This window comes from Nocardia acididurans, from assembly GCF_016741815.1.
GTDB lineage: Bacteria > Actinomycetota > Actinomycetes > Mycobacteriales > Mycobacteriaceae > Nocardia > Nocardia acididurans.
Genome location: NZ_JAERRJ010000014.1, coordinates 141,851 through 163,123 on the forward strand (window position 1 = coordinate 141,851; position 21,273 = coordinate 163,123).

At 68.6% G+C, this 21,273-nt stretch carries 20 protein-coding genes; 9 read left to right on the plus strand and 11 right to left on the minus strand.

Translation table 11 applies throughout. The features are described 5' to 3' along the window. Nucleotides 1–14 precede the first annotated feature (14 nt). Nucleotides 15–905 carry a TetR/AcrR family transcriptional regulator gene (locus tag JK358_RS32380; RefSeq protein WP_201954985.1) on the minus strand — a complete coding sequence of 297 codons (891 nt, stop codon included), beginning with the start codon at nt 903–905 and terminating at the stop codon, nt 15–17. Between the two features lie 109 nt (nt 906–1,014). Here JK358_RS32380 and JK358_RS32385 point away from each other — a divergent pair, with 109 nt between their 5' ends. Next, nucleotides 1,015–1,917, plus strand: a complete 903-nt coding sequence (locus JK358_RS32385) for an NmrA/HSCARG family protein (RefSeq protein WP_201954986.1) — start codon at nt 1,015–1,017, stop codon at nt 1,915–1,917. Between the two features lie 101 nt (nt 1,918–2,018). On the opposite strand, the gene JK358_RS32390 is transcribed toward JK358_RS32385, so the two are convergent. The 7 genes from JK358_RS32390 to JK358_RS32420 form a co-directional block, all read right to left on the minus strand. Further along, complete coding sequence (locus tag JK358_RS32390) at nt 2,019–2,678, minus strand: HAD family acid phosphatase (RefSeq protein ID WP_232852263.1); 660 nt, start codon at nt 2,676–2,678, stop codon at nt 2,019–2,021. A 115-nt stretch (nt 2,679–2,793) separates the two neighbouring features. Beyond that, the gene (gene smc / locus JK358_RS32395) at nt 2,794–6,402 is read right to left on the minus strand and encodes a chromosome segregation protein SMC (RefSeq protein WP_201954987.1); all 3,609 of its coding nucleotides are present in this window, start codon (nt 6,400–6,402) and stop codon (nt 2,794–2,796) included. Nucleotides 6,403–6,475: 73 nt separating this feature from the next. Continuing rightward, nucleotides 6,476–7,099, minus strand: coding sequence for a TetR/AcrR family transcriptional regulator (locus JK358_RS32400; RefSeq protein ID WP_201954988.1), 624 nt, complete (start codon nt 7,097–7,099; stop codon nt 6,476–6,478). A gap of 9 nt (nt 7,100–7,108) precedes the next feature. Next, nucleotides 7,109–8,260 (minus strand): aromatic ring-hydroxylating oxygenase subunit alpha, encoded by a 1,152-nt coding sequence (locus JK358_RS32405; RefSeq protein ID WP_201954989.1) that lies wholly within the window; start codon nt 8,258–8,260, stop codon nt 7,109–7,111. Nucleotides 8,261–8,340: 80 nt separating this feature from the next. Further along, complete coding sequence (locus JK358_RS32410) at nt 8,341–9,387, minus strand: glycoside hydrolase family 43 protein (RefSeq protein ID WP_201954990.1); 1,047 nt, start codon at nt 9,385–9,387, stop codon at nt 8,341–8,343. Nucleotides 9,388–9,443: 56 nt separating this feature from the next. Then, nucleotides 9,444–9,914 carry a hypothetical protein gene (locus JK358_RS32415; RefSeq protein WP_201954991.1) on the minus strand — a complete coding sequence of 157 codons (471 nt, stop codon included), beginning with the start codon at nt 9,912–9,914 and terminating at the stop codon, nt 9,444–9,446. 36 nt (nt 9,915–9,950) lie between these two features. After that, nucleotides 9,951–10,379, minus strand: a complete 429-nt coding sequence (locus tag JK358_RS32420; protein ID WP_201954992.1) for a DUF1707 SHOCT-like domain-containing protein — start codon at nt 10,377–10,379, stop codon at nt 9,951–9,953. Nucleotides 10,380–10,544: 165 nt separating this feature from the next. Here JK358_RS32420 and JK358_RS32425 point away from each other — a divergent pair, with 165 nt between their 5' ends. Both JK358_RS32425 and JK358_RS32430 read left to right on the plus strand, forming a co-directional pair. After that, nucleotides 10,545–11,777, plus strand: coding sequence for an acyl-CoA dehydrogenase family protein (locus JK358_RS32425; protein ID WP_201954993.1), 1,233 nt, complete (start codon nt 10,545–10,547; stop codon nt 11,775–11,777). A gap of 2 nt (nt 11,778–11,779) precedes the next feature. After that, the gene (locus JK358_RS32430; RefSeq protein ID WP_201954994.1) at nt 11,780–12,904 is read left to right on the plus strand and encodes an acyl-CoA dehydrogenase family protein; all 1,125 of its coding nucleotides are present in this window, start codon (nt 11,780–11,782) and stop codon (nt 12,902–12,904) included. A gap of 100 nt (nt 12,905–13,004) precedes the next feature. On the opposite strand, the gene JK358_RS32435 is transcribed toward JK358_RS32430, so the two are convergent. Further along, complete coding sequence (locus JK358_RS32435; protein WP_201954995.1) at nt 13,005–13,190, minus strand: hypothetical protein; 186 nt, start codon at nt 13,188–13,190, stop codon at nt 13,005–13,007. 157 nt (nt 13,191–13,347) lie between these two features. On the opposite strand from JK358_RS32435, the gene JK358_RS32440 reads away from it, so the two are divergent. Further along, the gene (locus tag JK358_RS32440) at nt 13,348–13,791 is read left to right on the plus strand and encodes a carboxymuconolactone decarboxylase family protein (protein WP_232852265.1); all 444 of its coding nucleotides are present in this window, start codon (nt 13,348–13,350) and stop codon (nt 13,789–13,791) included. Nucleotides 13,792–13,810: 19 nt separating this feature from the next. Here the strand turns inward: JK358_RS32440 and JK358_RS32445 are convergent, their stop codons facing one another. After that, on the minus strand, nt 13,811–14,326 hold the full coding sequence (locus JK358_RS32445; protein WP_201954996.1) for a hypothetical protein: 516 nt from the start codon (nt 14,324–14,326) through the stop codon (nt 13,811–13,813). 262 nt (nt 14,327–14,588) lie between these two features. On the opposite strand from JK358_RS32445, the gene JK358_RS32450 reads away from it, so the two are divergent. The 5 genes from JK358_RS32450 (at nt 14,589) to JK358_RS39590 (ending at nt 20,309) form a co-directional block, all read left to right on the plus strand. Continuing rightward, nucleotides 14,589–15,032, plus strand: coding sequence for a CBS domain-containing protein (locus tag JK358_RS32450; protein WP_201954997.1), 444 nt, complete (start codon nt 14,589–14,591; stop codon nt 15,030–15,032). A gap of 19 nt (nt 15,033–15,051) precedes the next feature. Continuing rightward, complete coding sequence (locus tag JK358_RS32455) at nt 15,052–16,344, plus strand: ArsB/NhaD family transporter (RefSeq protein WP_201954998.1); 1,293 nt, start codon at nt 15,052–15,054, stop codon at nt 16,342–16,344. A gap of 225 nt (nt 16,345–16,569) precedes the next feature. Beyond that, nucleotides 16,570–18,663 (plus strand): acyltransferase family protein, encoded by a 2,094-nt coding sequence (locus JK358_RS32460; protein WP_232852313.1) that lies wholly within the window; start codon nt 16,570–16,572, stop codon nt 18,661–18,663. A 120-nt stretch (nt 18,664–18,783) separates the two neighbouring features. Continuing rightward, on the plus strand, nt 18,784–19,617 hold the full coding sequence (locus JK358_RS39585) for a hypothetical protein (protein ID WP_232852266.1): 834 nt from the start codon (nt 18,784–18,786) through the stop codon (nt 19,615–19,617). Continuing rightward, nucleotides 19,614–20,309 carry a substrate-binding domain-containing protein gene (locus JK358_RS39590; protein ID WP_307817842.1) on the plus strand — a complete coding sequence of 232 codons (696 nt, stop codon included), beginning with the start codon at nt 19,614–19,616 and terminating at the stop codon, nt 20,307–20,309. The genes JK358_RS39585 and JK358_RS39590 overlap by 4 nt, the downstream gene beginning before the upstream one ends. 84 nt (nt 20,310–20,393) lie before the next feature. Here JK358_RS39590 and JK358_RS32470 read toward each other — a convergent pair whose 3' ends face one another. Further along, nucleotides 20,394–21,272 carry a potassium-transporting ATPase subunit C gene (locus JK358_RS32470; protein WP_201955000.1) on the minus strand — a complete coding sequence of 293 codons (879 nt, stop codon included), beginning with the start codon at nt 21,270–21,272 and terminating at the stop codon, nt 20,394–20,396. Between the last annotated feature and the right edge of the window lies 1 nt (nt 21,273).

A 21,273-nucleotide genomic window follows, 5' to 3' on the forward strand; every position in this document is an offset into this window, starting at 1 on the left:
ACGGATCGAGATGCTCAGCGGCCGGTCGAGACCGCTCCGGCCACAGTCGTATTGCGCTGCCGATGCGCCTTCTGCCGACATGCCGCCGAGCAGTAGCGGGCGGGTCTGCCGTTGCCGGTCTGCGGTACGGGCGCGGCGCAGACGGGGCATCGTGTAGCGATGGTTTCGTTACGCCGCGGTGTTTCGTTATGCCGGAGCGGACCGGACCCGAGTTTCGTTACGGCGGCTTTCGCGCCCTCGGCGCGCATGGCGTCGAGCAGGAGGGTGACCGGGCGGGACATGGCCTTGCGGCCGCGCGAACTCCGCTGCATGGCAACGCATCCGGTGAAGATGTCGAGCACGTCGGCCAGGGTGAGGTCCGGCCGGACCGCGCCCTGCCGTTGTGCCGTGGCGAGCAGGTCCGCCACCGCGTGATGGAAGCGCGCGCCGGATCCGTGCATGGCCGAACGCGGCCAGCCGTCATCGGATTCGAAGACGTCGCACAGGGCCTTGTTGGCGGGGGTGGAGGTGACCACCTCGGCGCAGAAGTCGAAGAACCCGGCTTCCGGGTCGCCGGATTCCCGGCAGTGCAGGGCCAACTCGGTGAGCCGGTCGACGCGCTGTTGCAGGACCGCCTGCAGGAGGTCGTTCTTGGTGGGGAAATGCCGGTGCACCGTGCCCGCGCCGACACCGGCACGCCGGGCGATCTCCGCCAGGGAGACGGCTGTGCCGCGCTCGGCGAACGCGCGCTGCGCGGCGGCGAGAACGAGGACGCGATTACGCCGGGCGTCGGCGCGGGCGGCCGGGTCGGCGAACTGATCGGCCGGTGGCCGGTTCCCGGCGGCGACTCCCGCCGCGGCGGTCGGGCGGGCAGCCCGAGGCGCGCGGCTCGGCACCGAATCCGGTTGGGGTGTGCGGGCATTCATTTCGTTACGCGCGTCCTTCCGTGCCTGGCGAATCGGGCCGGGCCGCCCGTAGCGTCCGGAATGCGGGTTGATCGACCCGGATTCATGCTATCGAACAGACAGGGTGAGCATGTCCTCTCGGAACGAAACCATTCTGGTCACCGGCGCTACCGGCCAGCAGGGCGGTGCGACGGCGCGGGCGCTGCTGGCGGCGGGGCGGTCGGTGCGGGCGCTGGTGCGCGATCCCGAGTCGGCGGGGGCGCGCGAATTGGCCGGGGCCGGAGCCGAACTCGTGGTGGGTGACTTCGACGACGGCGCCAGTATCGATGCGGCGGTCGCGGGGGTGCGCGGCGTTTTCGCGGTGCCACCGGCGACGTACAGTCCGGCGGGCTGGGATATCGAGCTGGAGGCCACGCGCGGCGAGAACCTGGTCTCCGCGGCGGAGAAGGCCGGTGTCGATCACTTCGTCTTCACCGGTGTCGCACAATTCGAGGATCAGTCGCGGTTCACGGGTTTCAACGGTAAGCAGCGCATCGAGGCGGCGGTGACCGCGAGCGGCATGCGGTGGACGGTGCTGCGTCCGGTGCGGTTCATGGAGAACTACCTGGTGCGCGGTGCGGCGCTGGACGGTATCCGCCCGGGTGGCCTGCATGTGCACGCCTTCCCGGCGGATCGCCCGATTCAGGTGATCGCGGTGGCCGATATCGCCGATATCGCGGTGCTGGCCTTCGCGGATCCGGACCGATTCCATGGCCTGACACTGGATTTGGCGGGTGACGCGCGCACCTTCCCGGCGGCGGCCGAGGCGATCTCGGCGGCCATCGGCCTCCCCGTGCGGTACGAGCCGGTCAGCGAAGCCGACGCCGATGCGCTCGGTCCCGAGATCGGCAATGTGTGGCGGCAGTCGCGGGTAGGGCGCGGCTGGAACGCCGATATCGCCGCGGTCCGCGAAATCCATCCGGGTTTGCGCACTTTGGACGACTGGCTCGCGGAATCGGGTGCGGCGCGGCTGAAGTCAATGCTCGCGGGGTAGGAGCTCCAGGGAAGCAGCGGATCTCGCTCGCGGGTTTCCCGGCGCACATCGGGCCCGCACCCTTCACCGGTGCGGGCCCGACAGTCACGGCCTGATCGCGCTCAGTTCAGCGCACCGTCGTAATCCGGCAGCTTGAAGGTCTTCTCGGCATGTCCGCCCGACAGATCGGAGGCGCTGTTGCCGATATTGGCGACGATCGTGTACCCCTTGCTCTCGATATCGGTGCGCGACCCGATCTTGCAGGCCTCCAGCGCGGCCGATCCGGAGGATCCGGTGGTGAGCCCGCACCCGTACAGCCCGTCCACCGAGTATCCGACCGAGGTGAGGTTGAGGTTGGTGTAGATCCCCATCACGGAGGGTCGTCCGGTCACGAAAATGATTGCGGCGCCCTTGGATTTGGCCCACTGCGTCAACTGCAGCACGGGTGCGATGGCGGGCACGATCGGGCTGGCGTTGTAGGTGGTCTCCAGCGAGGTGTTGTCGATGTCGAGCACGATGGCCGGCTTGCCGGTGCCGGGCAGTCGCGTGCTCAGGTAGGTCTGCGCCTCGGTGGTCACGGCGGTGACGTCGGCGATCCACTGCGCGTAGGGCGGCAGGTTCCCGCTCCCGCCCGACAGCGAGGACGACCCGCCGCCGGACAGTGACGACGACCCGGTTCCCCCCGAGAGCGACGAGGATCCGGTGTCGGCGAGGGCGGCGGGCATCGGAATGGCAAGGGCGACAGCGGCACCGAGGGCAATACCTGCGATAGAACGTCTCATGACTCCCGGACGCTATCCGCCCGCACGGTCCGACGTGATCATGTTTCAAATTTGCGCTCGCGCAGTCCCACTCACCGGGAAGCACCGCGGTGAGCGGGACGATAGCTCGGGCGGGTCAGGCCGACGAGCCGACCAGGTTCTCCCCGCGCAGTCGCTGCGAGATGACCTGGGTGATGCCGTCACCGCGCATGCTGACGCCGTAGAGCGCGTCGGCGATCTCCATGGTGGGCTTCTGGTGGGTGATGACGATCAGCTGCGACTTCTCCCGCAGCTGTTCGAACAGGCCGATGAGGCGGCGCAGGTTGGTGTCGTCCAGCGCGGCCTCGACCTCGTCCATCACATAGAAGGGCGAGGGGCGCGCGCGGAAGATGGCCACCAGGAATGCCACTGCGGCCAGGGACTTCTCACCACCGGAGAGCAGCGACAGGCGCTTGACCTTCTTGCCCGGCGGGCGGGCCTCGACCTCGACGCCGGTGGCGAGCATGTCACTCGGGTCGGTGAGCAGGATACGGCCCTCGCCGCCGGGGAACAGTTTGCTGAAGACGTGCGTGAATTCGCGTTCCACGTCGTCGTAGGCCTCGGTGAAGACCTGCAGGATGCGGGCGTCCACCTCGGCGACCACGTCGAGCAGGTCCTGACGGGCCTTCTTGACGTCCTCGAGCTGGGTGGCCAGGAAGTTGTAGCGCTCCTCGAGGGCCGCGAACTCTTCCAGCGCAAGGGGATTCACCTTGCCGAGGGTGGTGAGGTCCTTCTCGGCGCGTTTGGCGCGGCGCTCCTGGGTGGCGCGGTCGTAGGGCATGGGCTGCGGTTCGCTGACATCCTCGCCGCGTTCCCTGGCCTGCTCGTACTCGATCATCTCGAGCGCGGTCGGCGGCATGGGCGTGTCGGGACCGTATTCGGCGATGAGGTCTTCCAGTGCGATGCCGAAGGTTTCGGAGATGGTGGTTTCCAGCTGTTCGATGCGCAGGGCCGCCTGCGCACGGGCGACCTCGTCGCGGTGCACGGCGTCGACGATCTGGCTGAGCTGGGTGGTGAGGGCGCGCGAACGCTCCTTGGTCTGATCCACCTGGGCGGCCACCTCGGAGCGGCGGCGCACCAGGTCGTCACGGCGGGCGGACGCCTCGGCGACGACCGTTTCCAGTTGTACCGCAACGCGTTCGGCGGATTCGGCGACCACCGCGGCCACGGCGGCGGCTTGCCGGCGGGCGGCCTGGGCGCGTTCGGCGCGGGCGCGGTTCTCGCGTTCGGCGCGGGCCGCGCGGCGCAGTGAATCCGCTTTGCCGCGTACGGATTCCGCGCGTTCCTCGGCGGTGCGGACGGCGAGGCGGGCTTCGACCTCCATCGAGCGCGCCTCGGCGAGTGCGGCGGCGGCCTCTTCGCGGGCGTAGCCCGCAGTCTCGGTTCCCGCTGCGTCCGAACCCATTTCGGACTGTTCGAGTTCGGCGTGCCGCAGCCGGTCCTCGAGTTCGGCGAGTTCGGCGAGGGTTTCCTCGCGCCCGGTCTCGGTGTCGGCGCGCTGGGCGAGGATGCGTTCGCATTCCTGCTGGGCGCGCCGCGCGGTCTGCCCGAGGCGGCCGAGCCGGTCGTAGATGGCGACCAGCGACTGATCGGATTCGTGCAGGGCGAGCAGCGCGTGGTCGACGGCTTCCTTGCGGTCGGTCTGCTCGGCGAGCGCACCGGCGAGAGCGGCCTCGAGTTCTTCGGCCTGCCGCTGCCAGGACACGAGTTCGGTCTTGGCGGAATCGATATCGGCCTGCACCTCGAGCTGGCTGGGTGCGCGGTCGGAGCCGCCGAGCAGCCAGCCGCTGCCGGCGAGATCGCCGTCGCGGGTGACGACGCGCAGTTCGGGGCGGGCGGCGATGACCTGTGCGGCGGTGCCGAGATCGGCGGCGACGGCGATGCCCGCGGTCAGCGCGGTGATGGCCCCGCGCAGGTGGTCGGGGCAGTCGACGATATCGGCGAGCCAGCGCGCGCCGCCGGGTAGCTCGCCGGTGGGCCGCGAATTCGCCTGGGCGGCATGGCCGTACACGAGTGCGGCGCGCCCGCCGTCGGCTTCCTTGAGCGCCCGCACGGCGGCGTGCGCGCAGGGTCCGGTGTCGGCGGCGACGGCGTCGGCGAGCGGGCCGAGCGCAGCGGCGACCGCGGCCTCGTATCCGCCCTGGACGCGGATCAGCCCGGACAGCGGTCCGAGGAGTCCGTCGGTGCGGTGTTCGAGCAGCCAGGCCGCGCCGTCCTTGCGCGCCAGGCCCATGGTGAGCGCTTCGATGCGCGCGGTGAGCGAGGCGACGCGCTTGCCGGCCTCGCGGTCCTTCTCGCGCAGTTCGGTGACGCGCTGGTCGGCGAGTTCGAGGGCCTGCGCGGCGTGTTCGTACTGTGCGTCGAGCCCCTCCTCCCCCGCGTCGAGTTCCCCCAATTCGCCTTGGACGGACTCGAATTCGGCGTCGGCGTCCTCGCCGCGACGCCGGGCCTCGCTCAGCGAGGTGGACAGCCGCGCGATCTCGCCGTCCACGGACTGTGCCCGCGTGCGCAGGGTGTCGACCTGTCCGGCGAGCCGCGCCAGCCCTTCGCGGCGGTCGGCGATGGCGCGCACGGCGGCCAGATGCGCCTGTTCGGCGGCTTTGGCGGCGGCTTCGCGTTCGTGCAGGGCGTCGCGTGCGGCTTCGAGGGTTTCGGCGGCCATCTCGACCGCCGCGATGAGTTCGGCCTCCTCGGCCTCCACCCGTTCGGCTTCGCGCTCGAGCTGTTCGGGATCGCGTCCCGCGCCGGTCGGCTGCTCGATGGTGAGGTTGCGCGCACGATCGCGGGCGATCCGAATAGTGGCATTGACGCGTTCGGTCAAAGCCGACAATTGGAACCACGTCTGGGCGGCGGCCTCCGCGCTCGGCGTCAACCGCGAGAGCTCGAATTCCTGCTGTGCCAGCGCCGCATTGGCCGCATCCAGCTCAGCCTGCATGGTGACCTGCTGTTCGCGCGCGTACGCCTCTTTGCTCTGCTGGCTCTCCAGGTCACCGCGCCGCGACACCAGATCGTCGGCCGCCAGCCGCAGGCGCGCGTCGCGCAGTTCGGACTGCACGGTGGCCGCACGCCGCGCCACCTCGGCCTGGCGTCCCAATGGCTTGAGCTGCCTGCGCAATTCCGTGGTGAGGTCGGTGAGCCGGGCCAGATTGGCCTGCATGGCATCCAGCTTGCGCACGGCCTTCTCTTTGCGCCGCCGATGTTTCAGCACACCCGCGGCCTCCTCGATGAAGGCTCGCCGATCCTCCGGCCGCGACTCCAGGATGGCCGAGAGCTGCCCCTGCCCCACGATGACGTGCATCTCGCGCCCGATACCGGAGTCGCTCAGCAGTTCCTGCACATCCATCAACCGGCAGGAGTTGCCGTTGATCTCGTACTCGCCCGCCCCGTCGCGGAACATCCGCCGCGTGATCGACACCTCGGCGTATTCGATGGGCAGCACGCCATCCGAATTGTCGATGGTCAGCGTGACTTCGGCACGACCGAGCGGGGCGCGGCCCGCGGTCCCGGCGAAGATGACGTCCTGCATCTTCCCGCCACGCAGTGCTTTCGCGCCCTGCTCACCCATCACCCAGGTGAGCGCGTCGACGACATTCGACTTCCCCGATCCATTGGGCCCCACCACGCAGGTGATCCCCGGCTCGAACCGCAATGTCGTCGCGGACGCGAAGGACTTGAACCCCTTCAGCGTCAGACTCTTGAGGTGCACGCGCGCAAGGCTACCCGTTCCCCTCGGATTGCCCCGAGTATGCCGGGGATCGCGTCGAGGCCCGCGCCCGGTTTCACGCCTCCGGCAGGTCGAGTGCGGCGGCGGCCGTCCGGATGCCCGGGAGCCGCGTCGAGTCGCGAAGCAGCCCGGTAAGGGCGAATTCGGTGATTTCGGCGGGTTCGACGGCGATGGCGGGGAGGGCCAGGGCGTCGAAGAGGGCTTGGACCATGCGAGCGCCGGAGACCGGGTCGAGGTCGCGGACATCGCCTTCCCGCTTGCCCGCGGTCACCAGGTCGATGACCACGCGGTCGAAGCGGTCGAGCAGTGCGAGCTCGGTGGCGAAGCGGTCGTCCTGGAGATCGGGGGTGGTGAGGATGGACATCAGCACATAGCGCGAGTCGCGGAAGTGGTTCAGCGAATCCGATAGCCAGCGATGCAGTTTCACCACGGCGGGGGCGTCGAGGGCCGCGAGCTGATCGGCGGTGGCCAGCGGTTGTTCGAGACCGAGCCGGACCAGGGCGGCGAGGATATCGGTTTTGGCGGCGAAGTGTTTGTAGAGGGCGGGCTGGCTGACACCGACGGCGGTGGCGATATCGCGGGTGGAGGTGGCGGCGTAGCCGCGGACGGCGATGAGTTCGGCCGCCGTGCGCAGGATGCGCTCGGCGGCGGGGCTCAGGGTGGTGGGGTCCGCGGGCATGGGGCCAGGTTATCGGCTGCCGGGCCAGGGATTGTCGTCGAGCAGGGCGGTGGCGAGATTGCGGTAGAAGGCGAGGATGCCGGGCGATTCCTTGGGGCTGAGGTGGCCGCGCTGGGCGTAGCGGGAGGTGACGCCGCGCTGGACGGCCTCGAGTCCGACACGGTCCTCGTCATTGATCATGGCGGTGACGGCCTGCTGGGTGAGCTCGACTTCCGCACTGTCGCGGGCCAGTTCGGGGGTGGTGAGCACGCCGCCGACCACCTGCACGCGGTCCACGGTCTGCGGCAGGATGCTCAGCCAGACCACGCGATCGGACAGCGCGATGAATGCTCCGGTCGGGAAGGTCATCAGGAGCATGCCGTGGCGTTGCTGAATATCGCTGAGCGCCAGGGTGTCCGAGGGCAGCGGCAGGGTGAAGGGGATGCGGGCGTGCAGCACCCAGGGCGAGTAGGTTTCGACGTGCAGATCGCCGCCGCCGGGCATGAACGGTTCGAGGGTTTCGCGGTGCAGTCCGATCACGTGGTAGTTCTCGTGCCCGTTCTCCATGACGAGCTTCCAGTTCACCTGCCACGGCATGGACCAGGAGTCGACCTGCACCATCTCGCCGAGCCGGTAGTTGTCGAATTGCGGTGCGGCCAAGTCGAGATGGTCGCCGATGGGTGCGGCGTTCGCGTCGAGGTTCACCCAGACGAATCCGTTCCAGTCGGCGACGGCGAATCCCGGCAGCCGGCACTGCTCGGCCTCGAACTCCTTGTTGCCGCCCATGTAGGGCGCGCCTTTCAGCCTGCCGTCGAGCCCGTACTTCCACAGGTGGTACTGACAGGTGAACGAATCCGTGTGTCCCGCACCGTCTTTCACCAGGGGCATGAGCCGGTGCCGGCAGATGGGCGAGAGCGCGTACAGTTCCCCGTCCGCCGCCCGTGTCACCACGATCTGTTCTCCGGCAATGGAAACGGCGACGTAGTCCCCGGTTTCCGCGAGCTGGTCCGCATGCGCGACCAACCACCAGGATCGGTGAAAGATCTTCTGCCGCTCCAATTCCCACAGTTCGGGGCTGCGGTAGGACTCGGGCGGCAGGCTCAGCGCGGGCGGATGCGTGCCTCGATACGCGTCGAGGGCCGTGAGAATGCGGTCGATGTCGGTCTGCGAGGTGGTGAGCATGGCTGACTCCCTTGACTCCGGTTATCGATCGATAACCATCACTGTCAGGTTATCACTCGATAACCTGACGTCAAGGGTGTTCACCTCGGCTCGACGCCGACCATGATCGGGGCGTCGGGCCCGAGAGCCATGCCGAATTGCGGGCGGCCGTCGGCGGTGAAGGCCATCGGCTGGACGCGGATGCTGCGGCCCGCCCAGCCGGTGCCGGGCTCCAGGCGCGCGTGGTAGGTGATCCAGGGCCGGCCGTCGACGGTGAGGAATCCGTTGTGGCCCGGGGCAATCGCACCGGGAGCGCCGGGCAGAACGGGGCCCCCGGACTTGGTCCAGGCCGTCGGATCCATCGGGTCGCCGTTGCGCGGCAGCTGCAGCAGGCCCAGGCGGTAGGTGTCGTCGAAGCTGGCATTGGCGGAGAAGGTGACATAGAGGCGGCCGTCCGGCGAGAACAGCGGCTGCGGGGCCTCGTTGATCAGCAGACCCACGTCGTTGGGGACGGTTTCCCACGGGGCGGTGGGCGTGGCGATGGTGACCCGCTCACCCACGGGTGTCATCGGGTCGGTCATCCGAACCGCGCAGATCTCTTGCACCAGAGCGTCTTCGGGGTTCAGACAGGACCAGAGGTAGTAGCCCTTGCCCTGATACGGCAGATAGACGCCATCGATGGCCAGCCCGCCCGGCAGGGCCAGCTGACCGAGGAATTCGTAGGGCCCGGTGGGATCGTCACCGGTGGACCGCAGCGCGTACATGCGGTGCGTCTCGTGGCTGTCGTTCTCCTGGCCCGCGAAGTAGATCCACCAGCGGCCGTCGATGTGCTGCAGTTCGGGAGCCCAGATCTTGGTGCAGGCCTGCGCGGGACAGTCCGGATGCCGCCACACCACCGCGGGTTCGGCGGCGGCCAACCCGCCCAGGGTCTCCGAACTCCGGATGACGATGTTGTCGTCGTTGTAGAAATCGCCCTGCACCAGATGGAACCGCCCCTGGTAGTAGGCGATACTGGGATCCGCCCCGGCGCCCAGCACCGGATTGGCGAACTCTTCGGCGTGCGCCTCGTAGGCGGCAGCCGACGGCGATGCGGCCAGGAGGAGAACGGCAGCGCCCAGCGCCCCGAGCAGTACTCGCCAACCCGCCATAGCCCCTCCAGCAAACGTCGAGAGACCAGTGTGCGCCAGGTCAGCGACCGGATCGCTCACCCACTGAAAACCCGGCGTTTCGTGACGAGCCCACGTCGCCACAGCTCGAGCAGTGGGGTGCCGAGGACGGTGGGGCCGAGCCAGGCGATCAGCTGCGCGGGGCCGTGCAGCGGCCCGTCGACGGCGAAGCTGACCACGACGGTGGCGGTGACGAGCGCGATATAGGAACCGCCGAGGCCGTGCACATAGGCGTGAGTCCAGTCGCCCGGACGTCCCGCGGCCCGCCACCCGAGCATCGCCAGGGCCACGGTGAGCGCCGAAACAGGCACGAGCCACCACAGATCGGTGCGCCGCCAGACCACCAGTCCGACGGCGGAGATACACACCGCGGCAACGGTTCCGAGGTACGCCGTCCAGAGATCGGGCCGCGGTTTCCGGGCGTCGGCCCAGGCGACCGCCGGGCCGAGAGCCAGCCCGGCGGCGCCCACGACGATGTGGAGGGTGAGGAGGACGGTGTAACCGGTCATGGTTACTCACCTCGTGAGAGTTGTTGCGGCGGTGGGTTATCGGGCTCCGCAGCGGCGGTAGGCCCTGGCCTCCCAGCCCATGACGGCACGGAAGACCAGGACCGCGCCCCACGGACCGATCACCCAGATCGGCCACGGGTAGGTGAATTCGCCTGCGGCGACCGAGATCGCGGCCCAGATGACGAGTACGAGCACGCTCACCCCGAGCCAGGCGCTGCCTTCGATGCGCTGCCAGATGGGCAGTCGGTTGACCGGCTTTTCCACGGTCACCGCGGCGTCGGAGAGCTCGGGTAGATCCTTCAGCACCAGCTGCAGGTCCTCGCGGGTGGCGGTGGCGTAGACCTGGGCGACGCGGTCGTTGTATTCGACGGGGTCGAGCCGGCCGTCGGTGAGGTGGCGGCCGAGCAGGTCGGCGATGCGGGCGCGTTCGGCGTCGGAGGCGCGGGTGCCGGTGGTGATGTCCATGTCGGTTCCTCTCAGGATTCCTTCCACAGTGGAACGTGTAATAACCATGATTATTCCTCCACTGTGGAATGTCAAGAACCTAAAGTGAGGGCAGGTGCCTGCACATTTGCCTCCAGGTGTGCGAAGGTGAGAATGTTAAGGCCGGTTCTTCTCCAAGGAGTTTTCGTGGATCTCGACTGGTTGCCCGATGATCTGGCGTTTCGCGATGAAGTGCGCCACTTCCTCGACGAGAAACTGACCCCCGAATTGCGGCGCGCCGGGCGGCTGGCCACCAGCGTCTACCCGGATCACGAAGCCAGCATGGAGTGGCAGCACATCCTGCACGAGAAGGGCTGGGCCGCGCCCGCCTGGCCGGTGAAATACGGCGGCTGCCGGTGGAGCCTCACCCAGCACTACATCTTCGGCCGCGAATGCACCCTGGCCGGTGCGCCCAACCTCTCCCCCATGGGCATCCGGATGGTCTCGCACGCCATCATGGCCTTCGGCACCGCCGAGCAGAAGGACTTCTTCCTGCCGCGCATCCTCACCGGCGAAGTCTTCTTCTGCCAGGGCTATTCGGAGCCGGAGGCGGGTTCGGACCTCGCCTCGCTGAACATGGCCGCCGTCGACGACGGCGACGACCTCGTGGTCACCGGCTCCAAGATCTGGACAACCCATGCCACCGAGGCGAATTGGATCTTCGCCCTGGTGCGCACCTCCAAGCAGGCCAAGAAGCAGCAGGGAATCACCTTCGCGCTCATCGACATGCGCACCCCGGGCATCGAGATCCGGCCGCTGGTCATGACTTCCGGCGAACAGGTGCAGAACCAGGTCTTCTTCGATCAGGTGCGGGTGCCCAAGACGAACGTGCTCGGCCGGATCGACGACGGCTGGACCGTGGCCAAGTACCTGCTCAACTTCGAGCGCGGCGGCGGCGCGGCCGCACCCGCGCTGCAGGTCATGGCCGAGGAGCTCGCCGAGGCCGCGAAGACCGCCGTCGCCCCGAACGGCGGTGCGCTCATCGATGATCCGGCCTTCGCCGCCAAACTGGCCGATGCCCGCATTCGCGCCGATGTGCTCGAGATCCTGGAGTACCGCACGCTGTCGCTGGTCTCCAGCGGGAAGGATCCCGGCCCGGCCGCCTCCACCATCAAGATCCTCGGCACCGAATTGAGCCAGGTGCTCACCGAACTCGCGCTCGAGGCCGCGGGTCCGCGCGGTCGCGCCTACCAGCCGCATGCCACCATGCCGGGCGGCCCGGTCGTCGACTTCACCGCTCCCGCAGACGGTTTCGTCTCCGGCGCGGAGTGGCAGGCCGTGTCCGCCCTGCGGTACTTCAACGACCGCGCGGGCTCGATCTACGCGGGCAGCAACGAGATTCAGCGCAACATCATCGCCAAAGCCACCCTGGGGTTGTAGTCATGGACTTCGAATTCACCGCCGAACAGGCCCTTCTCCGCGACACCGTGACCGAGTTCCTCGCGGCCCGCTACGACCTCGAGGCCTCGCGCGCCGCGGTGCGCACGGGCGCGGGCTGGCAGCCGCAGGTGTGGCGCGCGCTGGCCGAGGAGGTCGGCATTCTCGGCGCGAGCCTGCCCGAATCCGTCGGCGGCATCGGCGGCGGCGCGGTCGAGACCATGATCATCGCCGAGGCGCTGGGCGGCGCGCTCGTGGTGGAACCGTATGTGGACACCGTGGTGGTGGGCGGCGGCCTGCTGCGCCGGGCCGGCGGCAAGCGCGCCGAGGATCTGCTGGCCGGTATCGCCGCCGGTGAGGTGATCATCGGATTCGCCGCGCTGGAACCGCACTCCGGCTACGACTACACGAAGGTCGCCGCGACCGCCCGCCGCGACGGCGAGGAGTTCGTCCTCGATGGCGTGAAAACCGTGGTGACCTCCGCGCCGCTGGCCACCCAGCTGCTGGTCACCGCCCAGCTGGACGGCGAAACCGCGCTGTTCGCAGTCGATTTCGAGGCCGCGAACCCGCCGGCCGGACTCACCGTGCGCGGCTACCGCACCATCGACGAGCGTCAGGCCGCCGACCTCACCTTCGAGGGCGTGCGCCTGCCCGCCGACGCGCTGCTGCTCGAACGCGCCGCCGAGGCCGTCGCCGCGACCCTCGACGAGGCCGTGGCCGCCGTCTGCGCCGAGGCCGTGGGAGCCATGCGCAAGGTGGTCGCCGACACCGTCGAGTACGCCAAGCAGCGGCAGCAGTTCGGCGTGCCCATCGCCAGCTTCCAGGCGCTGCAGCACCGCATGGTGGACATGCTGCTGGAACTCGAACAGGCCGTCGCCGCCACCTATCTGGTGACGCTCAAACTGGACGCCCCGGCGACCGAGCGTGCCAAGGCCGCCTCCGCCGCCAAGGCCACCATCGGGCGCGCGGCGCGGCGCATCGGTCAGGAGGGCGTGCAGTTGCACGGCGCGATGGGCATGACCGAGGAGCTGGCCATCGGCCACTTCTTCAAGCGCCTCACGGCGGTGCAGTACGAATTCGGCACCACCGATCAGCATGTGGCCCGCTACGCGGCGCTCACCCGCGGGTAGCGCCTCGGACCCACCGGATCAGGGGTGAACCGGTGCTCGGCCGGGCTCCGGCGAACCACGAGTTCGCCGGAGCCCGGCCTGTTTTCGCTACCGGGACGCGTCACTGGTACCGCCGATGCCGCCCGCCCACACCGACCGGTATCCGTTCGGCATTCCGGCGCACGGGCCCTCGCGCCGCTGCGGCCTCCCGCGCCGACTTACGCACGCCGAGTACGATCACCAGGGCCAATGCGGGTCCCGTGACAAAGCACAACACCCCGAACGCCACCAGAACGACAGTTCCCACGACCGGATTATGGTCTGCTGTGGCGTCTTTCGCACAATTACGGCAACCCTGCGGAATGGCTGTGACGAGCCGCACACCCGGCGCCCGTCACGCGCTCGGCCCCCGTCTCGTCCAAGGGATGTACCGAACGGATCGGCACTTCACGAAAGGACACACCATGTCACGCCTGAACATGCCGGAACTCGCCCCCGAGGTCTACAAGGCCTGGGCGACAGCCGATATGCACATCCGCCGCGGCCCGCTCTCCGGTGTCGTGCGCGAGCTGGTGAAGATCCGCGTCTCGCAGGTCAACGGCTGCCTGTTCTGCATCGACATGCACACCACCGAGGCCCGCAAGGAGGGCGAGACCGAACAGCGCATCTACCACCTCAGCGCCTGGCGCGAATCCACCCTGTTCACCGACCAGGAGAAGGCGGCCCTCGAATACGCCGAGGCCGCAACCGAACTCGGCCCGCACGGCGTCGGCGACGAGATCTGGTCAGCGGTGGAAAAGCACTTCCCCGACGAGGGCGAACGCGCGGGCCTGGTGGCCATCACCGCCCAGATCAACCTCTGGAACCGCCTGGGCGTCCCGCTCCGCCTGGAACCGCTCCCGCACTGATCCGCGCGTTCGTCGCGGTTCAGTCGGAACTGCTCGAGCTGCTGGAACCGCTGTCGCTCGAGCTGGAGCTACTGCTGGAACCGCTGTCGCTGGAGCTGCTGTGGCCGCTGCCGCTGTCGTGAGAGCTGTGGCCGGAGCTCCAGCCACTGTCATAGGAGCTGCTGGGGCTGCCGTAGCCGGGGCCGTGGCTTTCGCCGTGGTGGTTCCAGCCGCCGTAGCCGCCCGGGTGGTTGCCGAAGTCCTGACCGCCGCCGGGGTAGTCGCCGCCCGGGTAGTCGTGGTGGCCGTGCGGGTGACCGGCGGGGCCGCCGGGGTAACCGGGCGGCGCGGGCGTGAAGAAGTCCTGCTGCCAGTCGTTTCCGGGGTATCCCCGGTGCGGCCCGCCACGGAAGGGACCGACCGGTGGGATCGGTCCCCCGTAGCGGGGCGGCCGCGTGCTGTTCCCCTGTTTCGTCACCAAGAGCACGATCAACAGAATCAGCATCGGTACGCCGATCAGGCACCCGGCGGCGACCAGCAGCAACAGCACAGACATGTCCGAATTATGGGTGGTGCGCGGGCGTTTCGCGAGGTGGATCAGCCGCGCAGCACGCCGTAGAACGACACGCCCGCTCTGCCGGAGCGGTTCGCGATATCCTTGACGGGATTTTGATCGCGGCGCGCCGGGAAGGCTGGTCGGCACGGGCCGAATATGGTCCGCAAACCCTCCTACCTGGGAGTTTCAGTGCCGCACCAGTATTCGATCTTGACGTATTCTCTTCGCGTGAACGCCCGGCGCGCCGTCGTATCCTGCAGATATGCATGCCGCCCAGATGGCCGAGGAATATCCGGTGATCGACCTGGATTCCGATGCGATGGATGCGGCCAGACTGCTGGCCGAGCATCGGCTGCCCGGGATTCTGGTCACCGACGGCGAGGGTGCGCCGCGAGCGGTGCTGCCGGCCTCCACGGTGGTGCTGTTCATCGTGCCCAAGTACGTGCAGGACGATCCGTCGCTGGCGGGCGTGCTCAACGAGACCATGTGCAAGCAGGTGTCGAATCGCTTGCGGGGCAAGAAGGTCCGCGATGTGATTCCGGAGCGGCTGAGCCGGATCCCGGCCGCGCAGGCCGACGACAACATCATCGAGGTGGCCGCGCTCATGGCCAAACATCAGACGCCGCTGGTGGCGGTGCAGGACGGCACCCGGCTGCTCGGCGTCATCACCGCGTCGCGGCTGCTGGAAGTGGCGCTGAACAACTGAGCCCGCCGGGGCGGTCCACGTGACCGCCGTCGCGGTGGCCGTGTTCGCGGTGTCCTACGCGCTCATCGCCACCGAGCGGATCAACAAGACCATGGCCGCCCTCGGCGGGGCGGCGATCATTCTGGCGCTGGGCATCAGCGACGCCGATGCCGCGTTCTACTCGCACGACACCGGCATCGACTGGGATGTCATCTTCCTGCTGTTCGGCATGATGATCATCGTCGGTGTGCTGCGGCACACCGGTGTGTTCGAATACGCGGCGGTGTGGGCGGCCAAGCGCGCCAAGGGTTCCGCACTGCGGGTGATGATCCTGCTGACGCTGATCACCGCGGCGGCGTCGGGCTTCCTCGACAACGTGACCACCGTGCTGCTCATCGCCCCGGTGACCATGCTGGTGTGCGAGCGCCTGGACGTGCCCGCCGCACCGTTCCTGATCGCCGAGGTGCTGGCCTCGAATATCGGCGGTGCGGCGACCCTGGTCGGCGACCCGCCCAACATCATCATCGCCAGCCGGGCGGATCTGTCGTTCAATACCTTCCTGGTGAACATGACCCCGATCGTGCTCATCGAGCTGGCGGTGTTCACGCTCATCCTGCCGCGGCTGTTCCGCGGCTCCTTCGAGGTGGATCCGGCGCGGGCCGCCGACGTCATGCAGCTCGAGGAGCGCGAGGCCATCCGCGATCCGGCGCTGCTGATCAAATGCGGTGTCGTCCTGGCGGGGGTGTTCGCCGGATTCCTCGGCCACTCGATCTTCCACCTGGAGCCCTCGGTGGTGGCGCTGCTCGGCGCGGGTGTGCTGGTGCTGATTTCCGGTCTGCCCCAGGAGGATTACCTGGGTTCGGTGGAGTGGGAGACGCTGCTGTTCTTCGCCGGGCTGTTCGTGATGGTCGGCGCGCTGGTGGAGACCGGCGTGATCGGGCGGCTCGCGTCCTTCGCGACCGATATCACCGGCGGGGACGCACTGGTGGCGACCATGCTGATCCTGGTGGTGTCGGCCGTGCTGTCGGGTGTCATCGACAATGTCCCGTACGTCGCGTCCATGAGTCCGCTGGTGGCGGATCTGGCGAGCGGTATCGAGAATCAGGCGCAGGCCGGGGCGCTGTGGTGGGCGCTGGCCATCGGCGCGGATTTCGGCGGCAATCTGACCGCGGTGGGTGCGAGTGCGAATGTGGTGATGCTGGGGATCGCGCGGCGTTCGGATCATCCGATCTCGTTCTGGGAATTCACCCGCAAGGGCATGGTGGTCACGGCGATCACCATCGCGGTGGCCGCGCCGTATCTGTGGCTGCGCTACTTCGTGCTGGCCGGGTGAGACACGATTCGAGCCACGTCGCGAGAAATGCCACATTCAGGTCAAGATCCGGGTGGCGATTGGGATATTTGCCGGACGGATACCAGAATGGTCGCCGCCATGGCGAAATCCAGCACCGACCAACCCTCCCCCGCGACGCCGGATCACAACTCCGGCGGCGGATCGGCGGCGGTCCCGTCGGCGGGGGCAGCGTCCGCGCAGGCCACGACGGCCGCCAAGGCCGGGATGTATCGCCATGATCTGGACGGGCTGCGCGGTATCGCCATCGCCCTGGTGGTGATCTTCCACATCTGGATGGGCCGGGTCTCCGGCGGTGTGGACGTCTTCCTCGTGCTGTCCGGATTCTTCTTCACCGGAATGTTGCTGCGGCGTGGCGACCGGGGCACGGTCGGCATCGTGCACACCGTGCGGCGGACGTTGCGGCGACTGCTGCCCGCCATGGTGGTGGTGCTGGCGGCGGTGGTCGTGGCGACGGTCGCGCTGCTGCCGCATACGCGCTGGTCCGATCTGGCCGGGCAGACGCTGGCCTCGCTGTTCTACTACCAGAACTGGTATCTGGCGCTGTCCTGGTCGGATTATCTGGCGGCGGACCCCTCGGTGAGCCCGCTGCAGCATCTGTGGTCCATGTCGGTGCAGGGGCAGTTGTATCTGACGCTGCTGCTGAGCATCGCGCTGGTGGCGTGGCTGTGCCGGTTGTTCGGGCGCGGGCAGCGGATGCGGCTCATGGTCGCGGGAGTGTTCGCCGTCGCCGTGGTGGCCTCGTTCTGGTATGCGGCGCACGGGGTTTCGACGCAGCAGGGGTGGAACTACTACGACACCTTCGCGCGCGCGTGGGAGCCGCTGACGGGTGCGCTGCTGGCGATAGCCGCGCCACTGGTGAAGCTGCCCCGGCTGATTCGCGAGGTGTGCGCCTGGGCCGGTATCGCCGCGATCGTGGCGTGCGGGTGGCTGGTGAACGGGTCCGCGGTGTTCCCGGGGCCGGCGGCGCTGCTGCCCGTGCTGGCGACGGTGGCGCTGATCCTGTCGGGCGCCGGGCTGACCACCGATCGACAGCCGCGGCTGAACCGCCTGCTGGCCACCGGGCCGATGGTGCGACTGGGGTCCTACGCGTATGCGCTGTACCTGTGGCACTGGCCGATTCTCATCTTCTACCTGGGCGAACGGCATGAGCGCAATGCGGGGCCGATCGCCGGGGCTCTCATCGTGCTCGCCTCCCTGGGGCTGGCCTACGCGACCAACCGGTTCGTGGAAGAGCCGCTGCGCCTGCGCTCCCAGCCCGCCACCGCGGGCACCCCGGCCGCCCCGGGAGCCACCGCTGCCGCTGCCGCCCAATCGGCCACCGCGCCGGTCTCCGCCGCCACGCCCGGCTCACGGGCGCGCCGGCTCACCGGCGTCGCGGTGGCCACCGTGGGCCTGCTGCTGGTCGGTTCCACGCTTGCCTGGCAGTGGTCCAACAGTGCGAAGGCGCACGCGGTCGGGCAGTTGGATCCGGCGAAATACCCTGGCGCGGAAGCGCTCACCCATGGCGCGCTGGTGCCGCGCGCGGTCATGCGGCCCACCATCGACGAAGCGCCCGCCGACGTCCCCTACCCCACCCGCGACAGCTGCATCTCCGACTTCGACACGCGGGCGGTGGTCACCTGCGCCTACGGTGTCGAACACGCCCAGCGCACCCTGGCGGTGGTGGGCAATTCCCATGCGGAGCACTGGCTTCCGGCCCTGCAGATCCTGGCCGAGCAGCACCGGTTCAAGATCGTCGTCTACCTGAAGATGGGCTGCCCGCTCACCGTCGCCGAAGAGCCCATGTACAAGGGCCAGCGCAATCCCGATTGCCGCGACTGGTCGCGCGAGGTCATCGACCGGCTGGCCGAGGAGAAGCCGGACTGGGTGTTCACCACCGGCACCCGTCCCGCCGACAACGGCGGCGACGAGACCCCGCAGGACTACCTCGACGTCTGGTCGGAGCTGTCGCGCAACGGCCTGCACGTGGTGGCCATCCGCGACACTCCGTGGTTGCGCCGCAATGGAATCCGCTACCGCGCCATCGACTGCCTGGCCTCCGGCGGCGACCGGATCAGCTGCGGCATGAAGCGCCCCGACGCGCTGTCGGCGAGCAACCCCGCGCAAGCGCCCGCCGCGGCGTTCTCCCAGGTGCACACCATCGATCTCAACGACGCGATCTGCCGCCCGGACGTGTGCGCCGTGGTGGAGGGCAACATCCTCGTCTACCACGACGAACACCACCTCACCGCGAGTTACGCCCGCTCCCTGGCCCCCGAACTCGACCGTCAGCTCCAGCCGCTGCTGGGCTGGTGGTGATCGGAATGCCGTGCGCGGGAACGTGAACGTGGCCACCTGACCCGGTCACCCGCCCGTCACCTTCGGGCAGTACGGTGCTGCGCTACATGGCAAGCAGACCAAGGGGATTCGGGGGTTCGGATGGATGACTTTCCCCTCGACATCGTGCTGGCGGTGATCGCGCTCGCGGTGTCGATGCTGGCGTTCGTCTGGGAATTCGTGCTGGTGGGGCGGAAGCGGCTCGGATATCGGGTGCAGATGGACACGCCGGTGACCGGTGAGGTCGAGTCGGTGTATCAGGGGGTACTGCCCCAACTGCGACCCAGTGACGGGAGTGCGGCGCCGCAGTTGCAGGATCTGTCGATTGTGCTGGTGCGCATCGAGAACTCCGGGTGGACCGATATCGACAGCTCGGATTACGGTGGGCCCGAGGCGGATCGGGTGGGTGTGCACATCAATTTCCCGGGACGCCGGATCATCGGGATGGCGGTCACCGAGCTCAGCGATTCGGGGCTGATCGATTCGCTGCGGCCGGGTACGGGGATCGGCGCTCGCGACGATACCGCGCATCGGATGGGTGTCATCGACCTGCCCCGGGTGCCGTTGAATCGCCGGGATCACTACAAGATCCTGGCGATTCTGCAGCGCACCGGCACGGGGGCCACGGTGGATCCGACCGTGCAGGCCAAGATCAAGGGCGGGCGGGTCACCGAGACCAGCAGCCGCACCGGGGTCTCGCCGAAACTGCTGGGGCTCATCGCTTTTCTGGTGCTGGTGATCGCGGTGCAGGTGGTGGTGGCGCTGCGCACCGAGGAGCCGAAGTACGCCGACTGCGGCGGCGGCACGCTCACGCTGGTCGGCTCCACCGCCTTCGCGCAGGTGATCGGCGATGCCCAGGTCGCCTACGAAAAGCTCTGTCCCGCTGCGAAAATCAGTCTGGAGTTCGAGAAGAGTCAGTCCGGCGTGGTCCGGTGAACCGGGAGGGCAAGGACAATCCGAGCCTGCTGGCCATTACCGACGGCCCGGTGATCGGCGGTCTGCCCGAACTGGTCCCCCGCACGCTGGCGCTGTCGCCGTACACCATGATCACGCATCCGGGGGTGCGCCTGGAGGATCTCACCGCCGCCGATATCCGTCGCCTCTATCAGGGCGCGGTGGCCAACTGGAGCGAGCTCGGCGGCCCCGATCTGCCGGTACGCGTGGTGCATCGTCCGACCAACTCCGGCACCCGGGAGATGCTGCATCAGCGACTGCTGGGCGACGGCCCGCAGCAGGCCCCGCGGCCGACGGTCTGCTACGCCGTCACCCCGGCCACCCCGGGCCCCGCGTTCTGCGAGGCCGATTCCACCAGGGACATGCTGGACACGGTCGCGAACACACCGGGCGCCATCGGTTACAGCGTCTACTACGACGCCACGAAGGCGTCCGGCGTGCGGCTCGTCGGCGTCGACCGGCATCGACCCGACCCCGACCAGGTCAAGTCCGGGATCTATCCCCTGTGGAGCGTCGAATACGCCTACAGCTACGGCACTCCCGCCGACGACGGCCTGGCCGCCTCGTTCCTGCGCTTCCTCACCGGCGGCCGGGGTTCGGACATCCTGCGGGAATACAGCGCCATCCCGTGCGCGGAGATCCGTACCTCGAATTCGTGCGCGCCGACCGGTTAGAGCCGGCGCGCGCGATTCCAGAACAGACAAAGGCCGCAGCCGTTCTCGAAAGCGAGAACGACTGCGGCGCTTCGATATCCGGTCTCAGCCCGGGAAGGGGTACTTCCCGTCCAGATCGAGGTTCAGCTCCAGCACATTGACCCGGGGCTCACCGAGGAAGCCGAGGGTGCGGCCGTCGGTGTGCTCGTCCACCAGGGCGCGCACCTGCTCCTCGGAGATGTTGCGAGCCTTGGCGACTCGCGCGATTTGGAGCGTCGCGTACTCCGGGGAGATGTGCGGGTCCAGGCCGGAACCGCTGGCGGTGACGGCGTTCGCGGGCACAGCGGGCTGCTCCGGCGCGTCGCCGCGGATCGGAATGATGCGACCGGTGCTGAAATCCTCACCGTCGGCGAGGCATTGCACCTTCACGCCCTTGTACTCGGCCAGGAACGGCGTGCTGGTGACCGAGCAGGGCTCGTTCACGCTGAGCACCTTGACGGGCGCGTCGATCTCGCCGTCCACGCCGCGCGTGCCGATGACGGAGAGGACCGCGCCGACGCCGCCGGGGGTGCAGAACGGCCGGCTGCCGTCCACGCCCTCACGCTCGCCGATCTCTTTACTGCGGGTGCAGATGGTGGTGAGCAGGCTCGGGTTCTCGGGATCGGTGTCCACGATGTCCTCCGGGCCGCGGTTGCTCGCACCGCTGGACAGCGGGTCGTAGCCGTCACCGGCCGCGGACGGGCGGGACTGGAAGTACTGCGCCAGCGCGTTCCCGTCGGCGTCGGTGAACGCCTGCCCGAGCAGGCTCGAGCCCACCACCTTTCCATCGCGCTCGATGAGCGACCCGTCGGCGTTGTCCTTCAGCCCGGGCAGCTGGGCGACGACGAAAACCGCCAGGGGATAGATGATTCCGGTGATGACCGTGAGCACCAGGAGCGCGCGCAGGGCGGCCACATGTTGCCGAATCCAGGTTGACATGCGCATA

Bases quoted from the DNA above. Each gene is read 5' to 3' on its own strand.
- JK358_RS32380 (WP_201954985.1), bottom strand. From the start codon at position 905: ATGAATGCCCGCACACCCCAACCGGATTCGGTGCCGAGCCGCGCGCCT.
- JK358_RS32385 (WP_201954986.1), top strand. From the start codon at position 1,015: ATGTCCTCTCGGAACGAAACCATTCTGGTCACCGGCGCTACCGGCCAG.
- JK358_RS32390 (WP_232852263.1), bottom strand. From the start codon at position 2,678: ATGAGACGTTCTATCGCAGGTATTGCCCTCGGTGCCGCTGTCGCCCTT.
- JK358_RS32400 (WP_201954988.1), bottom strand. From the start codon at position 7,099: ATGCCCGCGGACCCCACCACCCTGAGCCCCGCCGCCGAGCGCATCCTG.
- JK358_RS32405 (WP_201954989.1), bottom strand. From the start codon at position 8,260: ATGCTCACCACCTCGCAGACCGACATCGACCGCATTCTCACGGCCCTC.
- JK358_RS32410 (WP_201954990.1), bottom strand. From the start codon at position 9,387: ATGGCGGGTTGGCGAGTACTGCTCGGGGCGCTGGGCGCTGCCGTTCTC.
- JK358_RS32415 (WP_201954991.1), bottom strand. From the start codon at position 9,914: ATGACCGGTTACACCGTCCTCCTCACCCTCCACATCGTCGTGGGCGCC.
- JK358_RS32420 (WP_201954992.1), bottom strand. From the start codon at position 10,379: ATGGACATCACCACCGGCACCCGCGCCTCCGACGCCGAACGCGCCCGC.
- JK358_RS32430 (WP_201954994.1), top strand. From the start codon at position 11,780: ATGGACTTCGAATTCACCGCCGAACAGGCCCTTCTCCGCGACACCGTG.
- JK358_RS32440 (WP_232852265.1), top strand. From the start codon at position 13,348: ATGTCACGCCTGAACATGCCGGAACTCGCCCCCGAGGTCTACAAGGCC.
- JK358_RS32445 (WP_201954996.1), bottom strand. From the start codon at position 14,326: ATGTCTGTGCTGTTGCTGCTGGTCGCCGCCGGGTGCCTGATCGGCGTA.
- JK358_RS32450 (WP_201954997.1), top strand. From the start codon at position 14,589: ATGCATGCCGCCCAGATGGCCGAGGAATATCCGGTGATCGACCTGGAT.
- JK358_RS32460 (WP_232852313.1), top strand. From the start codon at position 16,570: ATGTATCGCCATGATCTGGACGGGCTGCGCGGTATCGCCATCGCCCTG.
- JK358_RS39585 (WP_232852266.1), top strand. From the start codon at position 18,784: ATGGATGACTTTCCCCTCGACATCGTGCTGGCGGTGATCGCGCTCGCG.
- JK358_RS32470 (WP_201955000.1), bottom strand. From the start codon at position 21,272: ATGCGCATGTCAACCTGGATTCGGCAACATGTGGCCGCCCTGCGCGCG.